Source organism: Bariatricus sp. HCP28S3_D3 (assembly GCF_052065755.1).
Taxonomy (GTDB): domain Bacteria; phylum Bacillota; class Clostridia; order Lachnospirales; family Lachnospiraceae; genus Allocoprococcus.
Genome location: NZ_JBQHTK010000017.1, coordinates 43,199 through 67,762 on the forward strand (window position 1 = coordinate 43,199; position 24,564 = coordinate 67,762).

The 24,564-nt window shown below is 45.9% G+C and carries 24 protein-coding genes; 19 read left to right on the forward strand and 5 right to left on the reverse strand.

The window, feature by feature from the left end; translation table 11 throughout:
- Nucleotides 1-11 precede the first annotated feature (11 nt).
- The 8 genes from ACTNB3_RS11160 (at nucleotide 12) to ACTNB3_RS11195 (ending at nucleotide 9,309) form a co-directional block, all read left to right on the forward strand.
- A complete protein-coding gene (locus ACTNB3_RS11160; RefSeq protein ID WP_427807377.1) occupies nucleotides 12-398 on the forward strand; it encodes a hypothetical protein in 387 nt (128 codons plus the stop codon).
- A 198-nt stretch (nucleotides 399-596) separates the two neighbouring features.
- Nucleotides 597-1,370, forward strand: coding sequence for a phosphoribosylformimino-5-aminoimidazole carboxamide ribotide isomerase (gene hisA / locus ACTNB3_RS11165; protein WP_427807376.1), 774 nt, complete (start codon nucleotides 597-599; stop codon nucleotides 1,368-1,370).
- Nucleotides 1,371-1,491: 121 nt separating this feature from the next.
- Nucleotides 1,492-4,059, forward strand: a complete 2,568-nt coding sequence (gene secA / locus ACTNB3_RS11170) for a preprotein translocase subunit SecA (protein WP_427820212.1) — start codon at nucleotides 1,492-1,494, stop codon at nucleotides 4,057-4,059.
- A gap of 37 nt (nucleotides 4,060-4,096) precedes the next feature.
- Nucleotides 4,097-5,207 (forward strand): peptide chain release factor 2 gene (prfB, locus tag ACTNB3_RS11175; RefSeq protein ID WP_427807372.1). Its coding sequence is split into 2 segments (ribosomal slippage): nucleotides 4,097-4,171 and nucleotides 4,173-5,207, totalling 1,110 coding nucleotides; the frame shifts between segments, so codons are not numbered across the junction.
- The gene (locus ACTNB3_RS11180; protein WP_427807455.1) at nucleotides 5,197-5,640 is read left to right on the forward strand and encodes an ACT domain-containing protein; all 444 of its coding nucleotides are present in this window, start codon (nucleotides 5,197-5,199) and stop codon (nucleotides 5,638-5,640) included. Before prfB ends, ACTNB3_RS11180 begins: the two co-directional genes overlap by 11 nt.
- Nucleotides 5,641-5,647: 7 nt before the next feature.
- Nucleotides 5,648-6,862, forward strand: a complete 1,215-nt coding sequence (locus ACTNB3_RS11185) for a homoserine dehydrogenase (RefSeq protein WP_441025695.1) — start codon at nucleotides 5,648-5,650, stop codon at nucleotides 6,860-6,862.
- A gap of 26 nt (nucleotides 6,863-6,888) precedes the next feature.
- On the forward strand, nucleotides 6,889-8,091 hold the full coding sequence (locus tag ACTNB3_RS11190) for a cofactor-independent phosphoglycerate mutase (protein WP_427807369.1): 1,203 nt from the start codon (nucleotides 6,889-6,891) through the stop codon (nucleotides 8,089-8,091).
- A 9-nt stretch (nucleotides 8,092-8,100) separates the two neighbouring features.
- On the forward strand, nucleotides 8,101-9,309 hold the full coding sequence (locus ACTNB3_RS11195) for an aspartate kinase (RefSeq protein ID WP_427807367.1): 1,209 nt from the start codon (nucleotides 8,101-8,103) through the stop codon (nucleotides 9,307-9,309).
- An 86-nt stretch (nucleotides 9,310-9,395) separates the two neighbouring features.
- On the opposite strand, the gene ACTNB3_RS11200 is transcribed toward ACTNB3_RS11195, so the two are convergent.
- Complete coding sequence (locus ACTNB3_RS11200) at nucleotides 9,396-9,779, reverse strand: helix-turn-helix domain-containing protein (RefSeq protein WP_441025698.1); 384 nt, start codon at nucleotides 9,777-9,779, stop codon at nucleotides 9,396-9,398.
- A gap of 119 nt (nucleotides 9,780-9,898) precedes the next feature.
- On the reverse strand, nucleotides 9,899-10,360 hold the full coding sequence (locus tag ACTNB3_RS11205) for a CYTH domain-containing protein (RefSeq protein WP_427820210.1): 462 nt from the start codon (nucleotides 10,358-10,360) through the stop codon (nucleotides 9,899-9,901).
- Between the two features lie 185 nt (nucleotides 10,361-10,545).
- Between ACTNB3_RS11205 and ACTNB3_RS11210 the strand changes: the two genes are divergently transcribed.
- The 7 genes from ACTNB3_RS11210 (at nucleotide 10,546) to yihA (ending at nucleotide 18,263) form a co-directional block, all read left to right on the forward strand.
- Entirely contained in the window at nucleotides 10,546-11,103 is a 558-nt protein-coding gene (locus ACTNB3_RS11210; RefSeq protein WP_441025701.1) for a DJ-1 family glyoxalase III, read from the forward strand.
- On the forward strand, nucleotides 11,104-11,775 hold the full coding sequence (locus tag ACTNB3_RS11215; protein ID WP_427807359.1) for a hypothetical protein: 672 nt from the start codon (nucleotides 11,104-11,106) through the stop codon (nucleotides 11,773-11,775).
- 83 nt (nucleotides 11,776-11,858) lie between these two features.
- Complete coding sequence (gene tig / locus ACTNB3_RS11220) at nucleotides 11,859-13,145, forward strand: trigger factor (RefSeq protein ID WP_427820209.1); 1,287 nt, start codon at nucleotides 11,859-11,861, stop codon at nucleotides 13,143-13,145.
- Nucleotides 13,146-13,212: 67 nt separating this feature from the next.
- Nucleotides 13,213-13,794 (forward strand): ATP-dependent Clp endopeptidase proteolytic subunit ClpP, encoded by a 582-nt coding sequence (gene clpP / locus ACTNB3_RS11225; protein ID WP_427807356.1) that lies wholly within the window; start codon nucleotides 13,213-13,215, stop codon nucleotides 13,792-13,794.
- 116 nt (nucleotides 13,795-13,910) lie between these two features.
- Nucleotides 13,911-15,161, forward strand: coding sequence for an ATP-dependent Clp protease ATP-binding subunit ClpX (clpX, locus tag ACTNB3_RS11230; protein ID WP_427807354.1), 1,251 nt, complete (start codon nucleotides 13,911-13,913; stop codon nucleotides 15,159-15,161).
- A gap of 105 nt (nucleotides 15,162-15,266) precedes the next feature.
- Entirely contained in the window at nucleotides 15,267-17,657 is a 2,391-nt protein-coding gene (gene lon / locus ACTNB3_RS11235) for an endopeptidase La (protein WP_441018079.1), read from the forward strand.
- Between the two features lie 15 nt (nucleotides 17,658-17,672).
- Nucleotides 17,673-18,263, forward strand: coding sequence for a ribosome biogenesis GTP-binding protein YihA/YsxC (gene yihA, locus ACTNB3_RS11240; protein ID WP_427820207.1), 591 nt, complete (start codon nucleotides 17,673-17,675; stop codon nucleotides 18,261-18,263).
- Nucleotides 18,264-18,429: 166 nt separating this feature from the next.
- Here yihA and ACTNB3_RS11245 read toward each other — a convergent pair whose 3' ends face one another.
- Together ACTNB3_RS11245 and fucO are read right to left on the reverse strand one after the other, a co-directional pair.
- Entirely contained in the window at nucleotides 18,430-18,660 is a 231-nt protein-coding gene (locus tag ACTNB3_RS11245; RefSeq protein ID WP_441025705.1) for a hypothetical protein, read from the reverse strand.
- 297 nt (nucleotides 18,661-18,957) lie between these two features.
- The gene (fucO, locus tag ACTNB3_RS11250; RefSeq protein ID WP_427807347.1) at nucleotides 18,958-20,103 is read right to left on the reverse strand and encodes a lactaldehyde reductase; all 1,146 of its coding nucleotides are present in this window, start codon (nucleotides 20,101-20,103) and stop codon (nucleotides 18,958-18,960) included.
- A gap of 231 nt (nucleotides 20,104-20,334) precedes the next feature.
- On the opposite strand from fucO, the gene ACTNB3_RS11255 reads away from it, so the two are divergent.
- Both ACTNB3_RS11255 and ACTNB3_RS11260 read left to right on the forward strand, forming a co-directional pair.
- A complete protein-coding gene (locus ACTNB3_RS11255; protein WP_441025711.1) occupies nucleotides 20,335-21,654 on the forward strand; it encodes an MATE family efflux transporter in 1,320 nt (439 codons plus the stop codon).
- On the forward strand, nucleotides 21,654-22,076 hold the full coding sequence (locus ACTNB3_RS11260; RefSeq protein ID WP_441018073.1) for a hypothetical protein: 423 nt from the start codon (nucleotides 21,654-21,656) through the stop codon (nucleotides 22,074-22,076). The genes ACTNB3_RS11255 and ACTNB3_RS11260 overlap by 1 nt, the downstream gene beginning before the upstream one ends.
- Nucleotides 22,077-22,124: 48 nt before the next feature.
- On the opposite strand, the gene ACTNB3_RS11265 is transcribed toward ACTNB3_RS11260, so the two are convergent.
- A complete protein-coding gene (locus ACTNB3_RS11265) occupies nucleotides 22,125-22,685 on the reverse strand; it encodes a TetR/AcrR family transcriptional regulator C-terminal domain-containing protein (protein ID WP_441018071.1) in 561 nt (186 codons plus the stop codon).
- 199 nt (nucleotides 22,686-22,884) lie between these two features.
- Here ACTNB3_RS11265 and ACTNB3_RS11270 point away from each other — a divergent pair, with 199 nt between their 5' ends.
- Both ACTNB3_RS11270 and ACTNB3_RS11275 read left to right on the forward strand, forming a co-directional pair.
- Nucleotides 22,885-23,784, forward strand: coding sequence for an N-acetylmuramoyl-L-alanine amidase family protein (locus tag ACTNB3_RS11270; protein WP_441025708.1), 900 nt, complete (start codon nucleotides 22,885-22,887; stop codon nucleotides 23,782-23,784).
- A gap of 21 nt (nucleotides 23,785-23,805) precedes the next feature.
- Nucleotides 23,806-24,384: an N-acetyltransferase family protein gene (locus tag ACTNB3_RS11275; RefSeq protein ID WP_441018068.1), complete on the forward strand. Its 579-nt coding sequence runs from the start codon at nucleotides 23,806-23,808 to the stop codon at nucleotides 24,382-24,384.
- Nucleotides 24,385-24,564 lie beyond the last annotated feature (180 nt).

Below are 24,564 nucleotides of genomic sequence, written 5' to 3' on the forward strand. Positions count from 1 at the left end.
AAGAATTGAATATGAAGCTTTTTAAGAAAATACTACTGATTGGAATCTGCATATTTGCTATGGGATCTGTCACGGCCTGTGGAAACAACAATGCGACCGATGGAACCAACAATGAATTTGGCGATACGAATGGAAATGGAACCACAAACGGCAGTACTGACGGAACTGGAACGGGAAACGGGACGAATGTGAACGACGCGACCAGTGGAAACGCAGATAATCGTGACGGAAATAATCTTGTGAACGATGCGGCGGATGCGGTGGACGATGTGACAGACGGCGTAGCGAATGGTGTAAATGATGTGTTGGGAAACGATGGAAATAACAATACAACGAATAACACAACGAACAATACCAATAATACCAGCCGCAGCCAGTCGGACAATTCAGGAAAATAATAAGAGATGTCAGGAGAAAAGATTGTGCGAAAGTGCAGTCTTTTTTCCGTTTGGGAGTGGGAAAATTTTGATAAAGCAGGATAAATAACAGATGGATGCTTGCAAGTTCAGAAGGGAAATGGTATATTCGCATAAGAACAATGTGCGGGTACAGCGTACAAGTGTACATATGACAGATGGGAAAGGAGCATAGAAACGATGAAGTTTCGGCCATGCATTGATATACATAACGGAGAAGTGAAACAGATCGTGGGAGGTAGTCTGAGGGACGAAGGAGATCAGGCGAAAACGAATTTTGTCTCACATTATGAGGCGGATCATTATGCAAGAATGTACCGGCGAGACGGATTAGAGGGAGGACATATTATTCTTCTGAATCCGCCGTCGTCGGAATATTATGAGAGGACCCGACAGCAGGCGATGAAAGCACTCGAGGCATATCCGGGCGGCCTTCAGATAGGAGGAGGCATCACTGCCGAGAATGCCCGGGAATATCTGGAGGCCGGTGCGAGCCATGTAATCGTAACGTCCTATGTGTTCCGTGATGGAGAAATCCGAAGGGATAATCTGAAAAAACTTGTGGATACAGTCGGAAAAGAGCAGGTGGTTCTGGATTTGAGCTGCCGGAAGAAAGAGGATGGATATTATATTGTGACGAACCGCTGGCAGAATTTTACAAATGTGAAGTTGTCCTGGGAAGTGCTGGATGAGCTTTCAGATTCTTGTGCAGAATTTCTTGTTCACGGTGTGGATGTGGAAGGAAAGGCTTCCGGTGTGGCGAAAGAGCTGGTCCGTCTTCTGGCAGAGTGGGACGGATGTCCTGTGACTTATGCGGGAGGAATCGGAAGCAGAGAGGATCTGGAGGAATTCCGATCTCTTAGCGGCGGAAAACTGGATTTCACGATCGGAAGTGCGTTGGATCTATTCGGTGGAAGTATCCCTTATGCGGATATGATAAGGTGTGAACTTTGAGAAAAGAGTTTGTGAACAGTTTATAAATAGATTGAAGTATAAGGAAAATAGTGATAAAATGAAAAACAGAGCTTTTTTTGTCCTTGAATCAGAAGTGAATTTAGCATAAGGAGTTATTAGAATGGGTATATTTGAAAAGATATTTGGTACACACAGTGAAAATGAATTAAAGCATATTTATCCGATTGTAGATCATATCGAAGCACTGGAACCGGAGATGCAGAAGCTGTCCGATGCAGAGCTGAAGGCGAAGACCCGCGAATTCCGGGAGAGACTGGGAAAAGGGGAGACGCTGGATGATATCCTGCCGGAGGCATTTGCCGTTGTACGTGAAGCATCTGTGAGAACATTGGGAATGCGTCATTACCGGGTGCAGCTGATTGGTGGTATTATCCTGCATCAGGGACGAATTGCCGAGATGAGAACCGGTGAAGGTAAGACCCTCGTGTCTACACTTCCGGCATACCTGAATGCGCTGACCGGAGAAGGGGTTCATATTGTCACGGTCAACGATTATCTGGCGAAGCGTGATGCCGAGTGGATGGGAAAAGTACATGAATTCCTGGGACTTACTGTCGGCGTGGTGCTGAATTCCATGGACAATAATGAAAGACGTGCAGCTTATAACTGTGATATTACTTATGTGACGAACAACGAACTGGGCTTTGATTATCTGAGAGATAATATGGTGATCTATAAAGAACAGCTCGTACAGCGTGGCATGAAATTTGCCATTATTGATGAGGTGGACTCGGTTCTGATCGATGAGGCAAGAACACCTCTGATCATTTCCGGTCAAAGCGGAAAGTCAACCCGGTTATACGAGGCGTGTGATACACTTGCCCGTCAGCTTCAGAAAGGTGAAGCGAGCGGTGAATTTTCCAAGATGAATGCCATCCTTGGTGAGGACATTGAAGAGACCGGTGATTTCATTGTGAATGAGAAAGAACGGAACGTCAACCTGACCGAAGAAGGTGTGAAGAAGGTTGAGAAGTTCTTCCATATTGAGAACCTTGCGGATCCGGAAAATCTGGAGATCCAGCACAACATTATTCTGGCACTTCGTGCACATTACATGATGTTCCGGGATCAGGATTATGTGGTAAAAGATAATGAAGTGTTGATCGTAGATGAGTTTACCGGACGTATTATGCCGGGACGCCGTTACTCAGACGGACTTCATCAGGCGATCGAAGCAAAAGAACATGTGAAAGTCAGAAGAGAGAGCAAGACACTGGCTACGATCACATTCCAGAATCTGTTTAATAAATATGAGAAGAAAAGTGGTATGACCGGTACCGCTCTTACAGAGGAAAAGGAATTCCGTGACATCTACGGACTGGATGTCATTGAAATCCCGACCAACCTCCCGGTTCAGAGAATTGATATGGAGGATGTGGTATACAAGACAAAGAGAGAAAAATTCAATGCAGTTATTGATGCGATCTGTGAGGCACATGCCAAAGGCCAGCCGGTTCTGGTGGGTACGATTACCATTGAAACATCCGAACTCCTCAGCAAGATGCTTTCTAAACGAGGTGTAAAGCATAATGTATTGAACGCAAAATTCCATGAAATGGAAGCAGAAATCGTTGCGCAGGCCGGACAACACGGAGCAGTAACGATCGCAACCAATATGGCCGGTCGTGGTACCGATATCAAGTTGGACGATGAAGCAAGAAAGGCGGGCGGGCTTAAGATCATCGGTACAGAGCGTCACGAGTCACGCCGTATTGATAATCAGTTGCGTGGGCGTGCCGGACGTCAGGGAGATCCGGGTGAATCCAGATTCTACATTTCGCTTGAAGATGATCTGATGCGTCTGTTCGGTTCTGAAAAGCTGATGGGCGTCTTCACCACGCTTGGTGTAGAAGAGGGTGAGCAGATTGAACATAAGATGCTTTCCAGTGCGATTGAAAAAGCACAGAAGAAGATTGAAAATAACAACTTCGGTATTCGTAAGAACCTGCTTGAATATGACCAGGTTATGAATGAACAGAGGGAGATCATTTACGAAGAAAGACGCCGCGTTCTGGATGGAGAGAATATGCGCGATTCTATTTTCAATATGATCACCGATTTTGTTGAAAATACAGTAGATGCGAATATTTCCCCGGATCAGGATTATGAGGACTGGGATATCGGCACACTGAACAGAGAACTTCAGGATGTGATCCCGATGATCCAGACAGTTACAGAAGAAGACGTGAAGGGCAAAGAAATGAAGCAGCTTAAGCATCTTCTGAAAGAACGTGCAGCCAAGGCATACGAAGCGAAAGAAGCGGAATTCCCGGAAGCAGAACATCTTCGTGAAGTGGAGAGGGTATTCCTGCTCAGAGTCATTGATGCAAAATGGATGGATCATATTGATGATATGGATCAGCTTCGTCAGGGAATCGGTCTTCAGGCTTATGGACAGAGAGATCCACTGGTTGAATATAAGATGCTTGGATATGATATGTTTGGCGAGATGACAAGAGCGATCACAACAGATACGGTACGTCTGCTCTGCCATGTTAAGGTAGAACAGAAAGTCGAGAGAGAACAGGTTGCGAAAGTGACCGGAACGAATAAGGATGATTCTGTTGCAAAAGGGCCGAAGGTTCGGACAGAGAAGAAGATTTATCCGAATGATCCGTGCCCGTGTGGAAGCGGTAAGAAATATAAACAGTGCTGTGGAAGAAAATAGAAGACGTGGCATGAACATATAGAATAGAGGTGAAATTGTGGTTGAATTAGACGGATTTAAAACCGTATTAAATGCGTATGAGGAACCGCTGAAGGAAATGAGGGATTCACTTTGACCTGCCTGGAAAGAAGCAGAGGGTCGAAGAACTGGAACGAAAGATAGAAGAACCGGGGTTCTGGGATCATGCAGAAGAGTCTCAGAAGGTTATGAAAGAATTGAAATCACTCCAGGAATTTGTCAAAGAAGCAGAAGCGATGTCGGCATCTTATGATGACATTGTCATGCTGATGGAAATGGCAGACGAAGAGGAGGATGCCGAGATGATTCCTGTGATCCGGAAAGATCTGGAAGCGTTTGAAAAAGGATTTGAAGCATTTCGGATCCGGACGCTGCTGTCCGGAGAATATGACCGCTGCAATGCGATCGTGACACTGCATGCGGGAGCCGGCGGAACAGACAGCTGTGACTGGGCAAATATGATGTACAGAATGTATACCCGATATGCTCAGGACAAGGGGTTCAGCATCACGGTATTGGATTATCAGGACGGTGATATTACCGGATTAAAGGGTATTACGTTTGAGGTGAATGGCGAAAATGCTTATGGGTATTTTCAATCGGAGAAAGGGGTACACCGTCTGGTGAGAATTTCTCCTTTCAATTCTGCGGGCAAAAGACAGACTTCTTTTGCATCCTGCGATGTGATACCGGATATTGAAGATGATATAGATATTGAGATCAATGATGATGATTTAAAGATCGATACCTACCGTTCGAGCGGTGCGGGTGGACAGCATATCAATAAGACATCATCGGCTGTGAGAATCACACATCTTCCGACAGGAATCGTGGTTCAGTGTCAGAATGAGAGATCACAGCTTTTCAATAAGGACAAAGCCATGCAGATGTTAAAGGCAAAACTGTATCTGTTGAAAAAGCAGGAGCAGGAAGAGAAAATGTCTGACATCCGGGGAGAAGTAAGAGACATTAATTTCGGAAGTCAGATACGGTCATATATTATGCAGCCGTACACACTTGTGAAAGATCACAGGACCGGAGAAGAAAACGGAAATGTAAATGCAGTCCTTGACGGAGAACTTGATCCGTTTATCAATGCATATCTGAAGCAAAGGAGCAATCATGGATAAGACAAAATACTTTGTGGTGAAGAAAAAAGCAATTCCGGAAGTCCTTCTGAAAGTGGTGGAGACCAAACGACTTCTCGCCACGAATCGGGGAATGACCATTCAGGAGGCCACCGATGAGATCGGAATCAGCAGGAGCTCATTTTATAAGTACAAAGATGATATTTTCCCCTTTCATGAGAATGAAAAGGGCCAGACGGTCACGATGGTCATCCAGCTTGATGATACACCGGGGGTAATGGCGGAACTGCTTCAGAAGGTGGCAGAGTATAAAGCGAATATCCTGACGATTCATCAGAGTATTCCGATCAACGGGGTGGCGACAATTACGCTCAGCGTGGAGGTGCTGGCCGGTACCGGTAATATGTCAGACATGGTGGATGAGCTGGAACAGCACGAAGGCGTGCATTATTTGAAAATTGTTGGCAGGGAGTAGAGTGGATATGAAAATAGCAGTATTAGGTTATGGTACTGTCGGCTCAGGCGTTGTGGAAGTCCTGGAAGTGAACCGGGATCTGATCACCAGGAGAGCAGGCAGAGAGATCGATGTGAAATATGTCCTGGATCTCAGGGATTTCCCGGGACAGAAGATTCAGGAAAAAATCATACATGATTACAATGTAATCCTGAATGATCCGGAAATTGAGATTGTTGTGGAAGTGATGGGAGGAGTGGAACCTGCCAATACATTTGTAAGCAAGGCTCTTCAGGCCCAAAAGAGTGTCGTTACTTCAAACAAAGCTTTAGTGGCAAAGCATGGAGCGGAGCTTCTCGCCACAGCGCGTAAGAATCATGTTAATTTCCTTTTTGAGGCAAGTGTAGGAGGCGGTATTCCGATCCTAAGAGCGCTCGGATCCTCACTTACAGCTGATGAGATTGAAGAAATTGCAGGAATCTTAAATGGTACGACTAACTATATGATGACTAAGATGTTCTACGAGGGAGCCGATTATGAAACTGTTCTTAAAGAAGCTCAGGCGAATGGATATGCAGAGGCAGATCCAACCGCTGATGTAGAAGGGTACGATGCATGCCGTAAGATTGCGATCCTGTCTTCCATTATTTCCGGGAAACAGGTTGATTTTGAAGAGATTTACACAGAAGGAATCAGCAAGATTACAGTGGAAGATATGCTGTATGCAAAGGCAATGAAAATGACGATCAAGCTGATTGCGGAATGCAAGAGAGAAGGAGACCGTTTGTCGGCATGTGTGGCACCGGTGATGCTTCCGGCAGAGCATCCGCTTTACAGTGTGAATGATGTGTTTAATGCTGTATTTGTAAAAGGTAATATGCTTGGAGATGCGATGTTCTACGGTAGCGGCGCAGGAAAGCTCCCAACAGCAAGTGCAGTAGTTGCGGATGTGATTGCGGCTGCTTTGAACCAGGATAAGGATGTGATGAACTTCTGGACCGGAGAGAAGCTTGAGCTTGAAGACCACAGGGATACATCCAGAAGATTTCTTGTAAGAATGGCAGGAAATAAAGAGGAGCTTCAGAATCGAATCCTGGCAGATTTCGGTGATGTAACTTTTGTACAGCCGGAAGGCCTGACAGGTGAGTTTGGAGTTGTGACACCGGTTATGACAGAAGGATGCTATGAGAGGAAAGCAGATTCTTATGAAGAAATTCTGCATATGATACGAGTAGGAGAATAAGACAACTTTGGAGAGGTGGGCTAGATATGAAATACGTGATTGTATTAGGTGATGGTATGGCGGGTGAACCGCTGGAAGAACTGCAGCAGAAAACGACGCTGGAAGCTGCGAGAACGCCGAGAATGGACGCGCTTGCGCCGAAGTCCGAGCAGGGGATTGCGAGAATGGTTCCGGTTGGAATGGCACCCGGAAGCGATACGGCGAATCTTGCAGTGGCGGGATATGACCCGAGGAAATATTACACAGGCAGATCGCCGCTGGAAGCACTCAGCATTGGCGTGGACATGGAGCCGGATGATGTGGCGTTCCGCTGTAATCTTGTAACACTTTCCGAGGAGGATACCGAATACGAGAATCGTACCATTCTGGATCACAGCTCCGATGAGATCAGTACGGCCGATGCGGCCATCCTTCTGGAGGCTGTAAAGGAAGGGCTGAAAAAAGAAGGGTTTGAATTCTATGTCGGAACCAGCTATCGTCATCTGCTGATCTGGAAGCAGGGCAGAGTTGTGGAACTCACTCCGCCACATGATGTGTTGACCAGAAAGATCGGCGAGTATCTTCCGAAAGAAGAGATCCTCCGTGAAATGATGAAGAAAAGTTATGACATTCTGGAAAACCATCCGTTGAATGTGGAACGCAGAAAGAGAGGGCTAAACCCGGCCAACTCTGCCTGGTTCTGGGGAGCAGGAACACGTCCGGCGCTGACTTCTTTCGAAGGAAAGACCGGTAAAAAAGGCGTGATGATCTCTGCGGTGGATCTGTTGAAAGGAATTGCCGTGGGTGCCGGTATGGACCGTGTCATCGTAGAAGGTGCGAACGGCGGTCTGAACACGAATTATGTGGGTAAAGCGCAGGCAGCGGTGAAGGCACTTACAGAAGATGGATATGATTTCGCTTATGTTCATGTGGAAGCCCCGGATGAAATGGGACACCAGGGCAGCATGGAGAAAAAGATCCAGTCCATTGAAAATCTGGATCAGAACGTCATTGATGTAATCGTAAGAGGGCTTGAAAAAGCCGGAGAAGATTTCCGTCTGTTGATTCTCCCGGATCATCCGACACCGATCCGAGTTCGGACACACACAGGAGATCCGGTTCCGTATTTGCTATATGACAGCACGAAAGAAGTAAACGGATTGGATACATATAATGAGAAGAATGCCAGGGTAAGTGGAATCGTATGGGAAGAAGGTTTCCGGCTGATCGATCACTTGCTGGGAGAGTAGGAGGAAATTATGCTGGTAGTAAAGAAATTTGGTGGCAGCTCAGTCGCTGATAAAGAGCGTATTTTTAATGTTGCCAGACGCTGCGCAGAAGAGTATCAGATGGGTAATGATGTCATTGTGGTACTTTCTGCAATGGGAGATACGACGGATGAACTTTTGGAGAAGGCAGCCGAGATCAACCCGTACCCGTCAAAACGAGAGCTGGATATGCTTCTCACTACAGGGGAGCAGGTATCGGTATCATTGATGGCAATGGCGCTGCAGTTCCTGCAGGTTCCGGCTATTTCACTGAATGCATTTCAGGTGCAGATGCATACCACTTCAAGAAACGGTAATGCAAGATTTAAACGAATCGACACGGATCGCATCCGCCACGAACTGGAGAACCGGAAGGTCGTGATCGTGACCGGATTCCAGGGTGTGAATAAATACGATGACTATACCACGCTCGGAAGAGGAGGATCCGACACAACGGCCGTTGCCCTGGCGGCAGCGATGCATGCGGATAAATGTGAGATTTATACAGATGTTGACGGTGTCTATACAGCGGATCCGAGAGTGGTTCCAAATGCCAGAAAGATTGAAGAGATTACATACGATGAGATGCTGGAGCTTGCTACTTCAGGAGCTAAGGTCCTGCATAACCGTTCGGTGGAGATGGCGAAAAAATACGGTGTAGAACTGGTAGTACGGTCCAGCCTGAATACAGAAGAGGGAACCGTGGTCAAGGAGGTAGTGAAAGTGGAAAAAATGTTAATTACCGGCGTTGCGGCGGATAAAAATACAGCACGCGTTTCAGTGATCGGAATTGAAGACAAACCTGGAACTGCATTTAAAATTTTTAATTTACTGGCTAGACATAATATCAATGTCGATATTATTCTGCAGTCTGTAGGACGGGAAGGAACGAAGGATATTTCCTTTACGGTTTCACAGGATGATCTGAAGGAGACGCTGGAAGTTCTGGAAGCGAGAAAAGAAGCCTTGACGATTCAGGAGATTACACATAATGAGAAGGTAGCAAAGATTTCAATTGTCGGTGCAGGTATGCTCAGCAATCCGGGTGTGGCAGCGACCATGTTTGAAGCACTCTGTAATTCCAATATCAATATCAACATGATCTCTACATCAGAGATCCGGATTACCGTTTTGATTGATGAAAAAGATGCGGATAAAGCGCTGATCGCCGTTCATGACGGATTTGGTCTGGAAGACTAATTTATTCCGGGGTATCACTGAATATAAGATTGAATCGTATAAAGAAAAGAATAAGAGGCTCTGAGCTTTTTGGCTCAGAGCCTCTTCTACTTATGTGCCACTTGCGAATCGAGAAAACCGAGCACCACTTTCTGACTGTTAAAAGGAAGGTCACGAAATTTCATAACCAGATTTGTTTCTGAATCAGTCAGATACAATGTATTTTTGGCTGCTATATCCATGGCAGAAACAACAGGTATTATGCCTTTTTTTATTTTGCTGCCAATATTAAAATTCACAAGCTGATCCAGACTCACCTGATAAAGTTGAGACAGATGTATCAAAGAATCCAAATCGGGAGTACGTTTATTGTTTTCGTAATTAGAGTAGGCCTGTCTCGAAATATTCAGTATTTCGCTTAGATGTGTCTGTGTCAAATGATGTGCTTTGCGAAGCGTCCGCAAATTCTTAGAAAGTTGAATGTTAGGCATTGCCAGATTTACCTCCGTTCCCCTGAAATCCCCGCTCATACTCAAAAGTATATCAGTTTTTATACTGAAAATGGTGGTAAGCAACAAAATGTAACGAAAATTGATATGTAACATTTATATTACATAATTTGCGCTTTATCTTGACTGCTTAAAAAGCTGTTATGATACTCTTTCCGGAATGTCACATCTTCGCCAAACCATGCAGGTGGTACAAAAGAATTCGCGGAAGCTTCATCCGGAAATTCTACTTCTGCAAGAATAAGAGGCGCAAGATCACCTTTAAAGACATCCAGCTCAATCGTAAGTGACTCGTCAAAAGGAATACGATAGCGCTCTTTTGAAATGAGGCGGCCGTCAGCCTTCGAAATAAGGTGTAAGTAGGACTCCCTGGTAAGTGGGAGGTTGTATTCCTCGCGGACCATGAAGCCTTTGGACTTGTAGGTCAAGATGTAATCATCCCCGTCCCTGCGGGCACGAACAACCGGATCTGTACAGAGATATCCCTGTTCCAGTGAGCGATGTGGGTAGCGCTCATAATCATCGGGAAGTTCTCTGACCAGATATTTTCTTTCGATTTCCATAACAGATCAAACTCCTTTGCTGATCGTGCGGCGGATCAGATCCCGTCACATGATGCTTAATAATAGTATAAAGAAATATGAGGAACTTTACAAGAGCAGGAATTGCTTTTTTTGAAGGCGTCTGTTAGAATCTAAGTGTTGAGTATGAATTATGAGTGTTATTTCCGGAAAGGATGGTTTAAAAGATGAGTGAAGTTTGTGTATTTCTCGCAGATGGATTTGAAGAAATTGAAGGTCTGACTGTTGTGGATGTCCTGCGCAGAGCCGGAATCAGTGTAGAGACAGTTTCTGTTATGGAAAAAAAGAAGATAACAGGTTCTCATAAAATTCTTGTGAAGGCAGACAAGAAATTTGAAAAAGCAGATTTTTCTGAGACAAAAATGTTGGTACTTCCCGGTGGTCTTACGGGCACCAGAAATCTTGGAGCGTATAAGGAACTGGCAAAACTGATCGTGCAATTTGCCCGGGAAGGAAAGTATCTTGCCGCGATCTGTGCTGCCCCGACGATTCTCGGAGGAATGGGATTGCTGAAGGGAAAGAAAGCTACATGCTATCCATCTATGGAAGATGGGCTTGTGGGGGCAGAGACGGTTGCCGAGGGCGCAGTGATCGATGGAAATGTGATTACGGGACGTGGAATGGGCGCTTCTTTGGATTTTGCATTTGCACTTGTGGAGGTACTTCGTGGGCGTGAGAAGGCGGATGAAATTGCGAAGCAGATCGTATATGAAGGAAGGAAATAGATGAAAGGCTACAAACGCAGATGTCTGGCTGTGATTATGCTGATCTGTGTACTGGCTTCGGGAATGACAGGATGCTCCCAAAATGCAGAGGATGCGTCAGCTTATGTGCAGGCTGATCTGGATCTCATTTTTCAGGGAGAGAAGGAAGGCGCAAAACAGTTCATTGAAGCTTCCGACAAGGAGCTTGAAGAAATGTATGAAAACGGTATCACGGCATTTGTGGAGAACTATTTGACCGGGACAGATGACTCGCAGCAGACACTTACGGAATCGTATGCTTATCTTGTAAAAGAGATTTTTCGTGCGATGCGTTATCAGGTTGGCGAGGGAAAGAAAAAAAACGGAAGCATATTTGAGGTCGAAGTACAGTATGAACCGGTCGATGTATTTACGACATTTATTCCGAAACTGCAGCAGGAGACAGATCGGATCGAACAGGCTGCAAAAAATGGAAAGTATGAGGGAACCGATGAGGAGATTCAGCAGGCGATGATGAGTGAATATCTGATAAATTCATATGAGCTGCTGAAGGAATCTTATATCGAAATGGATTATCTGGAAAAGGAGACTTATACATTTACCGTCACGAAAGAAGGGAGAGACTCTCTTTCCATGGATGAAGATGAGATAAATACCTTTATCGTAAGGATTTTAGCACTTGATAAACTGTAGAATACATGCTATACTATCAAAATGAGTGTAATGTAGATAAGTCTGTCCGACTTTTCACATATATATATTAGGAGGAAATGGTAATGAGTTTACAAGTTGAAAGATTAGAACACAATATGGCAAAGCTTACGATTGAAGTTTCCGCAGAAGAACTGGAAGGAGCACTTCAGAAAGCTTATCAGAAGCAGAAAGGAAAGATCAGCATTCCTGGATTCCGTAAAGGCAAAGTTCCGCGTCAGCTGGTTGAGAAAATGTACGGACCGGAGATCTTCTATGATGATGCAGCCAATGCACTGATTCCGGAAGCATATGCAAAAGCATATGATGAAAGCGGACTGGATATTGTTTCTCAGCCGAAGATCGATGTAACACAGATCGAGAAAGGCAAAGCATTTATCTTCACCGCAGAAGTAGCTGTTAAGCCGGAAGTAACGCTTGGACAGTACAAGGGAATCGAAGTAGACAGCTTCTCAACAGAAGTGTCAGCTGAAGAAGTAGAAGCGAAGCTGGCAGAAGAACAGAACAAGAATGCAAGAACCATTACAGTAGAAGGACGTCCGGTTCAGGATAAGGATGAAGTAGTTCTTGATTTTGAAGGATTTGTTGACGGTGTTGCATTTGAAGGCGGAAAAGGAGAGAACTATCCTCTGACCATCGGTTCCGGTTCTTTCATTCCGGGATTTGAAGAGCAGCTGATCGGCGTTGAACCGGAACAGGAAGTAGAAGTTAAGGTAACCTTCCCGGAAGATTACCATGCAGAAGATCTGAAGGGCAAAGATGCAGTATTCAAATGTACCGTTCATGAGATCAAAGCAAAAGAACTTCCGGAACTGGATGATGAATTTGCATCTGAAGTTTCTGAATTTGATACACTGGAAGAATACAAGGCTGACGTTGAGAAGAAGTTGAGAGAAGAAAAAGAAAGCACAGGCAAGAGAGCTCAGGAAGACCAGGCAGTGAATGCGATTATCGCAAATGCTGAGATGGACCTTCCGGAAGCAATGATCGAGACTGAAGCAAGACAGATGCTTGATAATTTCGCTCAGAGACTGCAGCAGCAGGGACTTACCTTTGAACAGTATATGCAGTTCACAGGAATGACTGTTGATAAGATGACAGAAGAGATGCGTCCGCAGGCTGAGAAGAGAATCAAGACAAGACTGGTTCTCGAAGCAATCGTAAGTGCTGAGAACATCGAAGTTTCCGATGAGAGACTGGATGAGGAAGTTGCCAAGATGGCAGAAGCTTACGGAATGGAAGTTGATAAGCTGAAAGAATACATGGGCGACAGAGAAAAAGAACAGATGAAACTGGATATGGCAGTTCAGGATGCGATTACATTCGTTGTAGAGAATGCCGTAGTAAAATAAATGAGTATTATAATGCTGGCTGCATCTTGCGACCGGCAGTGGTAATGAAGAATCAGGAGGCGTGTACATGAGTTTAGTACCTTATGTCATTGAACAGACAAGCCGTGGAGAACGTTCTTACGACATTTATTCAAGACTTTTAAAGGAAAGAATTATTTTCCTTGACACAGAAGTAAATGATGCATCCGCAAGCGTGATCGTTGCACAGATGCTTTTCCTGGAAGCGGAGGATCCGGACAAAGATATTCAGTTCTATATTAACAGCCCGGGCGGCTCTATTTCAGCCGGAATGGCCATCTATGATACAATGAATTATGTGAAATGTGATGTGTCCACAATGTGCATGGGAATGGCGGCAAGTATGGGAGCATTTCTTCTTGCAGGAGGAACCAAAGGCAAACGTTTTGCTCTTCCGAACGCCGAGATTATGATTCATCAGCCGTCAGGCGGAGCACAGGGGCAGGCAACTGAGATTGAGATTAATGCAAAGCATATTTTGCAGATTAGAGAAAGAATGAACAGGCTGATGGCAGCGAATACAGGCCAGAGCTATGAGACGATTGCAGCAGATACAGAGAGAGATAACTGGAAGACTGCAGAAGAAGCTGTGGCTTACGGACTGATTGATAAGGTTGTGACAAGCCGGTAGTGAAAGTGGGAATGTTCGCAGAACCGGGCATTCCCATTTCTAAATTTAAAAACCGGGAGAGTTTGCCCGATTAGGGGCAGGATATGAGATTTGTATGAATTGTGTGAGGTGAAAATATGGCAGGCAGATATGATGATGTCGTAAGATGTTCCTTCTGTAATAAAACACAGGCTCAGGTGCGCAAAATGATTGCCGGACCGAACGGAGTGTATATTTGTGACAGGTGTGTGGATGTCTGTGCCGAGATCATTGAGGAAGAGCTGGAGTATGACGAAGGCGAAAAATACGAAGATATCAATTTATTGAAGCCGGAAGAAATCAAAGAATTTCTTGACGACTATGTGATCGGACAGGAGGAAGCTAAAAAGGTTCTGTCTGTGTCTGTTTATAATCATTATAAAAGAATTATGGCAGAGAAGGACCTGGGCGTGGAACTGCAGAAGAGTAACATTCTTATGGTAGGTCCGACAGGATGCGGAAAGACATTTCTTGCACAGTCACTGGCAAAGATCCTGAATGTACCATTTGCCATAGCTGACGCAACGGCTCTTACTGAAGCTGGATACGTCGGCGAAGACGTAGAAAATATTCTTTTGAAAATTATCCAGGCTGCGGACGGTGATATCGAACGTGCGGAGCATGGAATCATTTATATTGATGAGATTGATAAGATTACGAGAAAATCGGAGAATCCTTCCATCACAAGGGATGTTTCCGGTGAAGGCGTTCAGCAGGCGCTCCTTAAGATTCTGGAAGGCACGATCGCCAATGTTCCGCCGCAGGGCGGAAGAAAGCATCCACATCAGGAACTGATCCAGATCGATACGACCAATATCCTGTTCATCTGTGGTGGTGCGTTTGAAGGAATCGATAAGATCATTGAAAAGAGACTGGATAAGAAATCGATTGGTTTCGGTGCGGAAATCGCAGGAAAGCATGAATATAATATCGATCGTCTTCTCGGACAGATCCTTCCGCAGGATCTTGTGAAATTCGGTCTGATACCGGAGCTGGTAGGACGTGTTCCGGTTACGGTTGCGCTTGAGTCGCTGGATCGCGAGGCGCTGATCCGGATACTAACAGAGCCGAAAAATGCGATTGTAAAACAGTATCAGAAACTGCTGGAACTGGATGGTGTGGATCTGGAATTTGACCAGGATGCGCTGGAGGCAATCGCAGATACTTCACTGAAGCGTAATACCGGAGCGAGAGGACTGCGTGCGATCATGGAGAATGTGATGATGGATACCATGTATCATGCACCATCCGATGAAAGTCTGAAATACTGCAGAATTACGAAAGAAGCGGTGCTTGGAAAGAACACACCACTGCTTCAGCAGGAAGAAAGAAAATCAGAAAGTGCATAGCAGTACGTATGCAAAAAATACGGAACATATGGGTGCTGACGGGGAAACCTGAAGCACCCTTTTTACAAACAGTTTGAATGTATATAAAAGGGAGAGAAGAAATACATGAATAGAATGGCAAGTATGCCCATGGTTGCTCTTCGTGGAATGACGATCATGCCGGAAATGGTGGTACATTTCGATATCAGCAGGAAACGTTCCATCGAGGCAGTGCAGGAAGCCATGGCAGGAGACCAGAAGATTTTCCTGATCGCTCAAAGAGATATTGAGGTGGATAATCCGGAGATGAAGGATCTGTATCGCGTCGGAACGGTTGCGACTGTGAAGCAGATCCTTAAACTGCCGAAGCAGATCATCAGGGTTCTCGTATCCGGAGAAGAGCGGGCGGTTCTGGAACATCTGGAGGTCAGTGATCCATATATGCGCGGCTACATCAAGATTCTGGATGAAGAGACCCCGCTTCTGACCGGTGAACTGAATAAAGAAGCGATGGTTCGGGGACTTCGGGAAATGTATGTGGAATATGCGATGCGCAATCCGAAGATCACTAAGGATATGGTGAACCAGATTCAGCAGATCACAGATCTCCGTAAAATGGTAAATCAGGTGGCGGCGAATTTGCCGATTGCTTACACGGATCTTCAGGAAATTCTGGAAGAAACCGATTTTATGAAACAGTACGAGCTTCTGGCATTTAAACTGGTCAACGAGGTTCAGATCATGAATATCCGCGACGAGATACAGAATAAAGTCAAAGAGCGTGTTGACAAGCATCAGAGAGAGTATATACTTCGGGAAGAACTGAAGCTGATCCGCGAAGAACTGGGCGATGATACGACACTCTCGGATGCGGAGGAATTTGCAAATGCTGTGGAGGCACTGGAGGCGCCGGAAGAGGTAAAAGAGAAACTTCGCAAGGAAGTAAGGAGATTTAAGAACTCACTGCAAAGTCCAGCGGAAGCCGGTGTTGTCCGTACTTATATTGAAACGATGCTGGAAATGCCATGGGATAAAAGAGCGGAGGACTTTACGGATTTAACCTATGCGAAGAATCTTCTGGAAGAAGAACATTACGGACTGGAAGAAGTAAAAGAGCGTGTGCTGGAATTTCTTGCGGTGCGTGCACTTACGAAAAAAGGAGACAGTCCGATTCTCTGCCTGGTCGGCCCTCCGGGAACCGGAAAAACATCGATCGCAAGATCTCTTGCAAAAGCGCTGAAAAAGCCGTATGTCCGCATTTCGCTGGGTGGTGTGCGCGATGAAGCGGAGATCCGCGGGCACAGGAAGACTTATGTGGGCGCGATGCCGGGAAGAATCGCAAACGGAATCAAGGCGGCCGGTGTGAAAAATCCGCTGCTGCTTCTGGATGAAATTGATAAAGTCAGCACAGACTATAAAGGTGATACGTTTTCTGCACTGCTGGAAGTGCTGGACAGTGAGCAGAACAATAAGTTCCGGGATCATTACCTTGAAGTTCCGCTGGATCTTTCCGAAGTGACATTCGTGACGACCGCGAACACACTGCAGACGATTCCAAGGCCGCTTCTGGACCGTATGGAAGTGATCGAGATCAGCAGTTATACAGAGAACGAGAAGCTTCATATCGCAGAAGAACATCTGATTCCGAAGCAGTTGGAGAGACACGGACTCACCAAAGACCAGCTTACGATCAGCAAGGGTGTTGTCTGGAAAATGGCAAGAAATTATACGAAAGAAGCGGGCGTGCGTCAGTTGGAACGTGAGATCGGAAATATTTGCAGAAAGGCAGCAAAAGAGATATTTGAACACGATAAGAAACGAATCCAGGTGACGGAGAGGAATCTGGTGAAATACCTAGGCAAGGAGAAATATACCTATCAGATGGCAAATGCAGAGGATGAAGTCGGTATCGTTCGTGGACTTGCCTGGACCAGTGTGGGCGGTGATACCCTTCAGATCGAAGTCAATGTAATGCCGGGGAAAGGCGAGATCATGCTGACCGGACAGCTCGGCGATGTTATGAAAGAATCTGCCCGGACCGGAATCAGTTATATTCGTTCCATCAGCGAGGCTCAGAATGTACCGGCGGATTTCTTTGAAAAACATGATATTCACATTCATATACCAGAGGGCGCTGTTCCGAAGGACGGACCGTCAGCCGGAATTACCATGGCCACGGCGATGTTCTCCGCCATCACCGGGAAGAAAGTGTGCGCAGATCTTGCGATGACCGGTGAAATTACACTGCGTGGTCGTGTATTACCGATCGGCGGGCTCAAGGAGAAACTTCTGGCGGCCAAGAACGCAGGAATCCATACGGTTCTCGTGCCGAAGGAAAATACGAAAGATGTGGAAGAGATTTCCTCAGAGATTACAAAAGGACTGGAAATCATACCGGTGGCCCATATGAGGGAAGTGCTGGAACACGCGATTTGTGTGGAAAAGGATGCCTGCGAAGGAGTAGAAGACTGTTATGAGAAGGATGTTTGCGCAGGGTCGGAAATCTGTGCGGAATAGGGAGGTGAATGGAGAGTGGTTATTAAGAATGTAAATCTGGAGACAGTATGCGGAATCACCAGTAAACTGCCGGACAATGAGCTGCCTGAGATCGCATTTGCAGGGAAGTCAAATGTAGGAAAGTCCTCCCTCATCAATGCACTGATGAACCGGAAAGCGTATGCGCGCATTTCGGCAAAACCGGGAAAGACGCAGACCATTAATTTTTATAATATCAATGAAGCGGTCTATCTGGTGGATCTGCCGGGATATGGATACGCGAAAGTATCGGAACAGGAAAAAATCCAGTGGGGACAGCTGATCGAACGGTATCTGCACGGATCAAAACAGTTGAAAGCGGTCTTTCTGCTGATTGATATCCGGCATGATCCTTCAGCGAATGATAAGATGATGTACGATTGGATCGTGGCGCAGGGATACAACCCGATCATTATTGCGACAAAGCTGGATAAGATCAAGAGAAGTCAGATCCAGAAGCAGGTGAAAGCAATCAAGGAAGGACTTAAGCTTCAGCCGGGGACGGTTGTGATTCCGTTTTCTGCGGAGACGAAGCAGGGACGGGAAGAGATATGGGAGCTGGCAGAGGAGGTTTGTTCTTTGTCTTGAGGGACGGAATCAGGCATACTCTGAATGCGCCGACGCGCCGGAGGCGCATTCAGAGTATGCCTGATTCCTGGTAGGTTCAAGATGGGAGAACTTGGTGGGTGTGGAAGGGACGCATTCAGGCAGCCTAGGAGGGCTGCCTGTCACTGGGAATTGTATGGGGGGAGGGTTAATGTTTGGTTTGAGATGATAGTTCTAAGAGATCGTGATAGAGGCTGACCAGGGTTGCGGAGAGGAGGAGACCGGCCAGGATGTCTTGATCCACTTTGAACAGACTTTTCCTGCGAATCAGCTGGCATAATCCCAGAACAGCAAAGCCCCGTCCATTTTCCCATTTCGAAATCGCCGCCCGCGATACAAACAACTGCTCCTGAGTCAGATTCCTCTTCTTCCTAAGCACCTGAAGCTTCTCCCCATAAAACTCCCAATCCCAGCCGAGCGCAGCAAAGGCGTCCCCCATCGCCCCTATTCGATGTATAGGAAGTTTGAGTGAGCCGTAGGGAGGGTGTGAAAGGAAGGAGCGGAGGTTAAGCGGCACGACCGGAGAATTGGGAACCGAAGATGTCAGAATCCCGGTGCAGGAGGCACATTTGCCGACTACACCGGGATTCTGTTTACATCTTCGAGTTCACAAGTCGCAGGGAGTAGAGCCTCGGAGCGACTCCTTTCACACCCTCCCTGCGGCGGACTAAAACCCCTACATAACCTTCCGGAACAATCCTTTCAGATCTTCTACAGAAGCATCCTTCGGATTCCCAGGTGCGCATGCATCTGCATGAGCGGACTTGGCCAGGAAGTCAAGATCTTCTTCTTTGATGGCTTCCAGTTTAGCTGGGATTCCAACATCTTCAGAGAGCTGACGTACTGCATCGATCGCAGCTTTTCTGTATTCTGCTTCGGACATTTCGTCTACACCTTTTACGCCCATAGCGCGAGCAATTTCACGATATTTCTCGCCGGTGCATTCCTGGTTGTATTCCATAACGATCGGGAGCATCATTGCGCAGGCAACACCATGCGGAGTGTCATAAACAGCGCCCAGAGTGTGAGCCATAGAATGAGCGATTCCAAGACCAACATTTGAGAATCCCATACCTGCGATGTACTGGCCGAGTGCCATTCCTTCGCGGCCTTCTTTGGTGTTGGCAACAGCGCCGCGGAGCGATTTGGAAATGATTTCGATTGCTTTGAGATGGAACATATCAGTCATTTCCCATGCGCCTTTGGTGGTATAACCTTCGATTGCATGTGTCAGAGCGTCCATACCGGTTGATGCGGTCAGTCCCTTCGGCATAGAAGACATCATATCCGGGTCAACGATTGCGATGATTGGCATATCGTGTGGGTCTACGCAAACGAATTTACGCTTTCTCTCAACATCTGTGATAACGTAGTTGATGGTTACTTCTGCAGCGGTACCTGCTGTTGTAGGAACTGCGATGATCGGTACACATGGTTTTGTGGTAGGAGCAACGCCTTCCAGACTTCTTACATCTTCAAATTCCGGGTTAGCGATGATGATGCCGATTGCTTTTGCAGTATCCATAGAAGAACCGCCGCCGATTGCAACGATGTAGTCTGCCTCGGATGCCTTGAAAGCTGCAACACCATGCTGAACATTCTCGATGGTCGGGTTTGCCTTGATGTCAGAATAGATCTCATAAGCAAGTCCTTCTTTGTCAAGAATATCTGTTACTTTGGAAGTAACGTTGAATTTGATCAGGTCCGGATCTGAGCATACGAATGCTTTTTTGAATCCGTGTGCCTTTGCTTCTGTTGCGATTTCAGCGATAGCACCTGCACCATGATAAGAAGTTTCATTCAACATAATTCTGTTTGCCATTTTTAATTTCTCCTTTACTTTTTATTTCTGATATTATTTTAACAATATTTGGCTCCGAAAGAAAGTTACAGAATGAAGAATCTGTAACTTTTGACAAATAATTATCTTGAAAAATTCTGAAATGAAGCCGAAAGGGCTTCCGGGGAAAATTGACATTTCCGAAGAATTGACTTATAGTGATTAGTGGTAAAGGGGGATGAGGATTTGAATAAGAATAAATATGAGATTGATATGTGTAATGGCACCATTATGGATAAATTGGTTTCTTTTTCATTGCCGCTTATGCTTTCCGGGATTCTGCAGCTGATGTTTAATGCGGTAGATGGCATTGTGGTGGGGAGATTCGCGGGAAGTCAGGCACTGGCGGCGGTCGGCTCGACCACAGCGCTGATCAATATGTTCGTGAATCTGTTTATGGGGATTTCACTTGGGACAAATGTACTGGCTGCCAGGTTTTTTGCCGCGGGAAAAGACCGGCAGATGTCGGAAACGGTTCATACTTCGATCGCATTTGCCGCAATCAGCGGAATCGTGATGGTCTTTGTGGGAATATTTTTTTCAAAATTTGCACTTGAGCTGATGGCGACACCGGCAGACGTTATCGAGCAGTCCACACTTTATATGCGTATCTATTTTCTGGGGATGCCTTTTTTTATGTTATATAATTACGGGGCAGCCATTTTGCGGGCGGTCGGCGATACAAAACGTCCTCTGATCTTCTTGATCATATCCGGCGTGATCAATGCGGTTTTGAATATGATTCTGGTTATCGTGTTCCATCTGGCCGTTGCGGGGGTTGCGATTGCGACCGTGTTTTCCCAGATGATTTCCTGTATTTTGGTGTTGCGCTGTCTATATCGGTCAGAAGGAAGCTATCAGTTCCGCTTCTCCAAACTCATGCTGAAGGGCTGCTATTTGAAACAGATATTCCAGGTAGGTGTGCCGGCCGGGATACAGAGTACGGTCATCAATTTCTCCAATGTGCTTCTGCAGTCCTCGGTGAATTCGTTCGGTTCGATCGCAATGGCAGGTTATACGGCGGCAAATAATATTCTGGGATTCCTTTTTGTGTCGGTCAATTCGGTGACGCAGGCATGCATGAGTTTCACAAGCCAGAATTACGGAGTCAGAAAATGGAAGCGAATGGATAAGATTCTGGTGGACTGTATGATTCTGAGTATGATTGTTGCGCTGGTACTTGGAGGAGGATCTTACATATTTGGCAGTCAGATTCTAAGAATTTATACGGAGAATGAAGAAGTGATCCGCTGTGGAATGGAGATCCTTTCGTATACAACACTTACTTATTTTCTGTGCGGATTTATGGATCTGTTTCCGGGAGCCATGCGCGGCATGGGATTTTCCGCAGCGCCGATGATGCTTTCTATCGTTGGAACTGTAGGAACCCGAATTGTGTGGATATTTGGCATTTTCCCACGTTACAGGTCCCTTTCGGTGCTGTTTATCTCTTATCCTGTATCGTGGATTCTGACGATTGCCATGCAGGTAGTGTGCTTTTTCATCGTCAGGAGAAAGGTGCATGAAAAATAATGAAAAAGTTTTTTATAATCATATTGGTTAGTGCAGTTACGTTTTTATCAGGATGCGGAAATGCCAAGAGTTCGATAGAAAATACAGAAACAGCCGGTGAGGACATCTGTGAAAATGAATTAGAAGGATTGATTATGGAAAATTTGCAGGGCTGCGTAAGTACGGGTGATGCCACCAGCAGTAATCCTTTTGACTATATGGATAATGAATACTATGAAAATATAAAGTCTCTGGGAGAAGATGCAATCCCTGTGCTGCTTGAAGGACATCATAATGGACAGTACAGTGGTCTGATTGATTATCTTGCTATGTATTTAGTCTGGGATATTTCAGGAAATACAGCTGCCGAGGAGCTGGGGCAATGTGAAAATGCAGAGCAAATGTACGATGCGTGGATAGAGTTTTACTCCTCCAATCAGTAGGCAGACTTTCTGGAATTTATTTTTCAGAAAGTCTTTGAAAACAGTATGTTATGATAAAACATCCAGCTCTGTAAACAGTTTCTCAAGTCTGGCGGGCATGGCTTTTACCAGCATGCGTGCCAGTTCTTCGGAGCTTGATTTCATGCCGCTCAGCACCCATTTGACCGTCATGTAAATGGAGCTCTGACAGTACATTTCCAGAAGAAAACGGATCTCGCTGTCCGGAGCATGACCGGTCTTTCTTCGGATCAGATCGGAATAGAATTCTAAAATCAGTTCGAAATCATGTTCTTTCAGAGAATTTTGCGCATCGGACCGGAAAGCAGCAGCGAAAAATACCCGCTCTTCCTGTATGTAATCGAATTTTCGTTTCAGTCCTTCAAATATTGTCTCGCCGCTTCCCATATGTTCAAAGGATTTCAGAAGAAGCTTATCAAAATACCAGTTGATCAGGTCATATTTGTCAAGAAAATTGCGGTAAAAGGTCTGGCGTGTCAGCCCGCAGTTCTCCACGATCTGACGAATAGTAATGTCATCGACAGAGGTGGTCTTCATACATTGTTTGATGGATTCGGCCAGTCGGTATTTCGTAGTTTCTGATTTTGCCATGTTCATGTCTCCTCAGCGTTTTTCATTAACTCCATTAATAAAAATATATACTATTTCAGTCCCTTCCGTCAACCGAAGATATGGAATTGACAGAAGAAGAAAAGCAATTTATGATGGAAGGAGATTATGAAAATAATCAAAGAATATCAAAATGTGAAATGACGGATGTCATATAACATGTAAAAGGAAGCAGACAAGAATGAAAGGGAAGAAATTATTGATTCTGGCGCTGGCACTTACCTTGCTTGGCGCCGGCTGCCAAAAGACAGACACAGGAAATGAGCCTGAAAGTGAGAAAACGGAGCAGAGAATTACAGAAGAGAAAATAGAAGAGGAAGAAAGCACAGAGAATCCGCAGGCAGGAGAAGGGGAAGACTCCGGGAAGGACTCTGAACCGGAAACTGAGCCGGAGCCCGGAGAAGACAGCGGGCAGGCAGATGTGGAATCACCGGAAACCAATCCGAGGAACGGATATCTGATCGCTATTGATGCCGGGCATCAGAGGCAGGGAAACAGCGAACAGGAGCCGGTCGGGCCGGGAGCCTCCCAGACCAAGGCAAAGGTTGCAGGCGGAACAAGCGGCATTGTAACAGGAATTCCTGAGTACGAACTGACGTTGCAGGTTTCTCTGAAACTCAGGGATGAGCTTTTAAACCGTGGGTATCGGGTGCTGATGATCCGCGAGACGAACGACGTAAACATTTCCAATGCTGAGCGCGCAAAGATGGCAAATGAGGACGGGGCGGATGCCTTTATTCGTATTCATGCAAACGGTTCTGATTCCGGTAGTGCACAGGGGATGATGACGATCTGCCAGACTCCGGAAAACCCGTATAACGGCGCACTTTATTCACAGAGCAGGAATCTGGCGGAGTGTATTCTGAACTGTGCCGTCGAGGCGACAGGTGCAAGAATCGAACGGGTCTGGGAGACGGACACGATGAGCGGGATCAACTGGGCTGAAGTGCCGACCACAATCTTCGAGATGGGGTATATGACGAATCCGGAGGAAGATAAACGGATGGCAACGGATGAATATCAGAACCAGATCGTGACCGGTGTCGCGAATGGAATGGACCGATATTTTGGAATCCAGTAAGGAAGAAAAAGGAACAGTATTATGGAAAATAGTATTACGATCCGCACAGCGCGGGAAGAGGATGCAGAGGAATTGTTGAAGATCTACGAACCTTACGTCAGAGAAACGGCAGTCACTTTTGAATATAAAGTGCCTGAAGTAGAAGAATTTACCGCAAGAATCCGGAAAACTCTGTGCCGCTATCCCTATCTGGTGGCGATGCAGGGAGAGGATATTGTCGGTTATACCTATGCTTCACCGTTTCATGAAAGGAAAGCATATGACTGGGCGGTCGAAGTATCTGTTTATGTGAAACGGGATAAACGGAAGCTTGGAATCGGACGGAAGTTGTATCAGGCACTAGAGAGCGAACTGAAGAAGATGAACATCGTAAATGTGAATGCCTGCATCGCGTACCCGGCATCCGAAGACCGCTATCTGACCGACGACAGTGTGAGATTTCATGAAAGAATGGGATATCAGATGGTGGGAAGGTTTCATAAGTGTGGATATAAGTTTCACCGTTGGTATGACATGGTGTGGATGGAGAAGCATATCGGGGAACATCTGGAGAATCAGCCGGAAGTGGTTGATTTTGGTTCTGTCCGGCATGGCGGATAAATTATTGTTCATGTGTCTGGGGGGTTACGGACCCAGAGAAGAAAATAGTCAAAAAAACCGAGAGACATGGGGGGGGGGGGGTGTTTGGGCCTTTGTTGGGCTGAAACGGGTGCCGGGGGGGTGGGCGCTGTTTATATTAATTAAAAAAACGCCCAGAAATTAAAAATTTGCTCTTGCCGG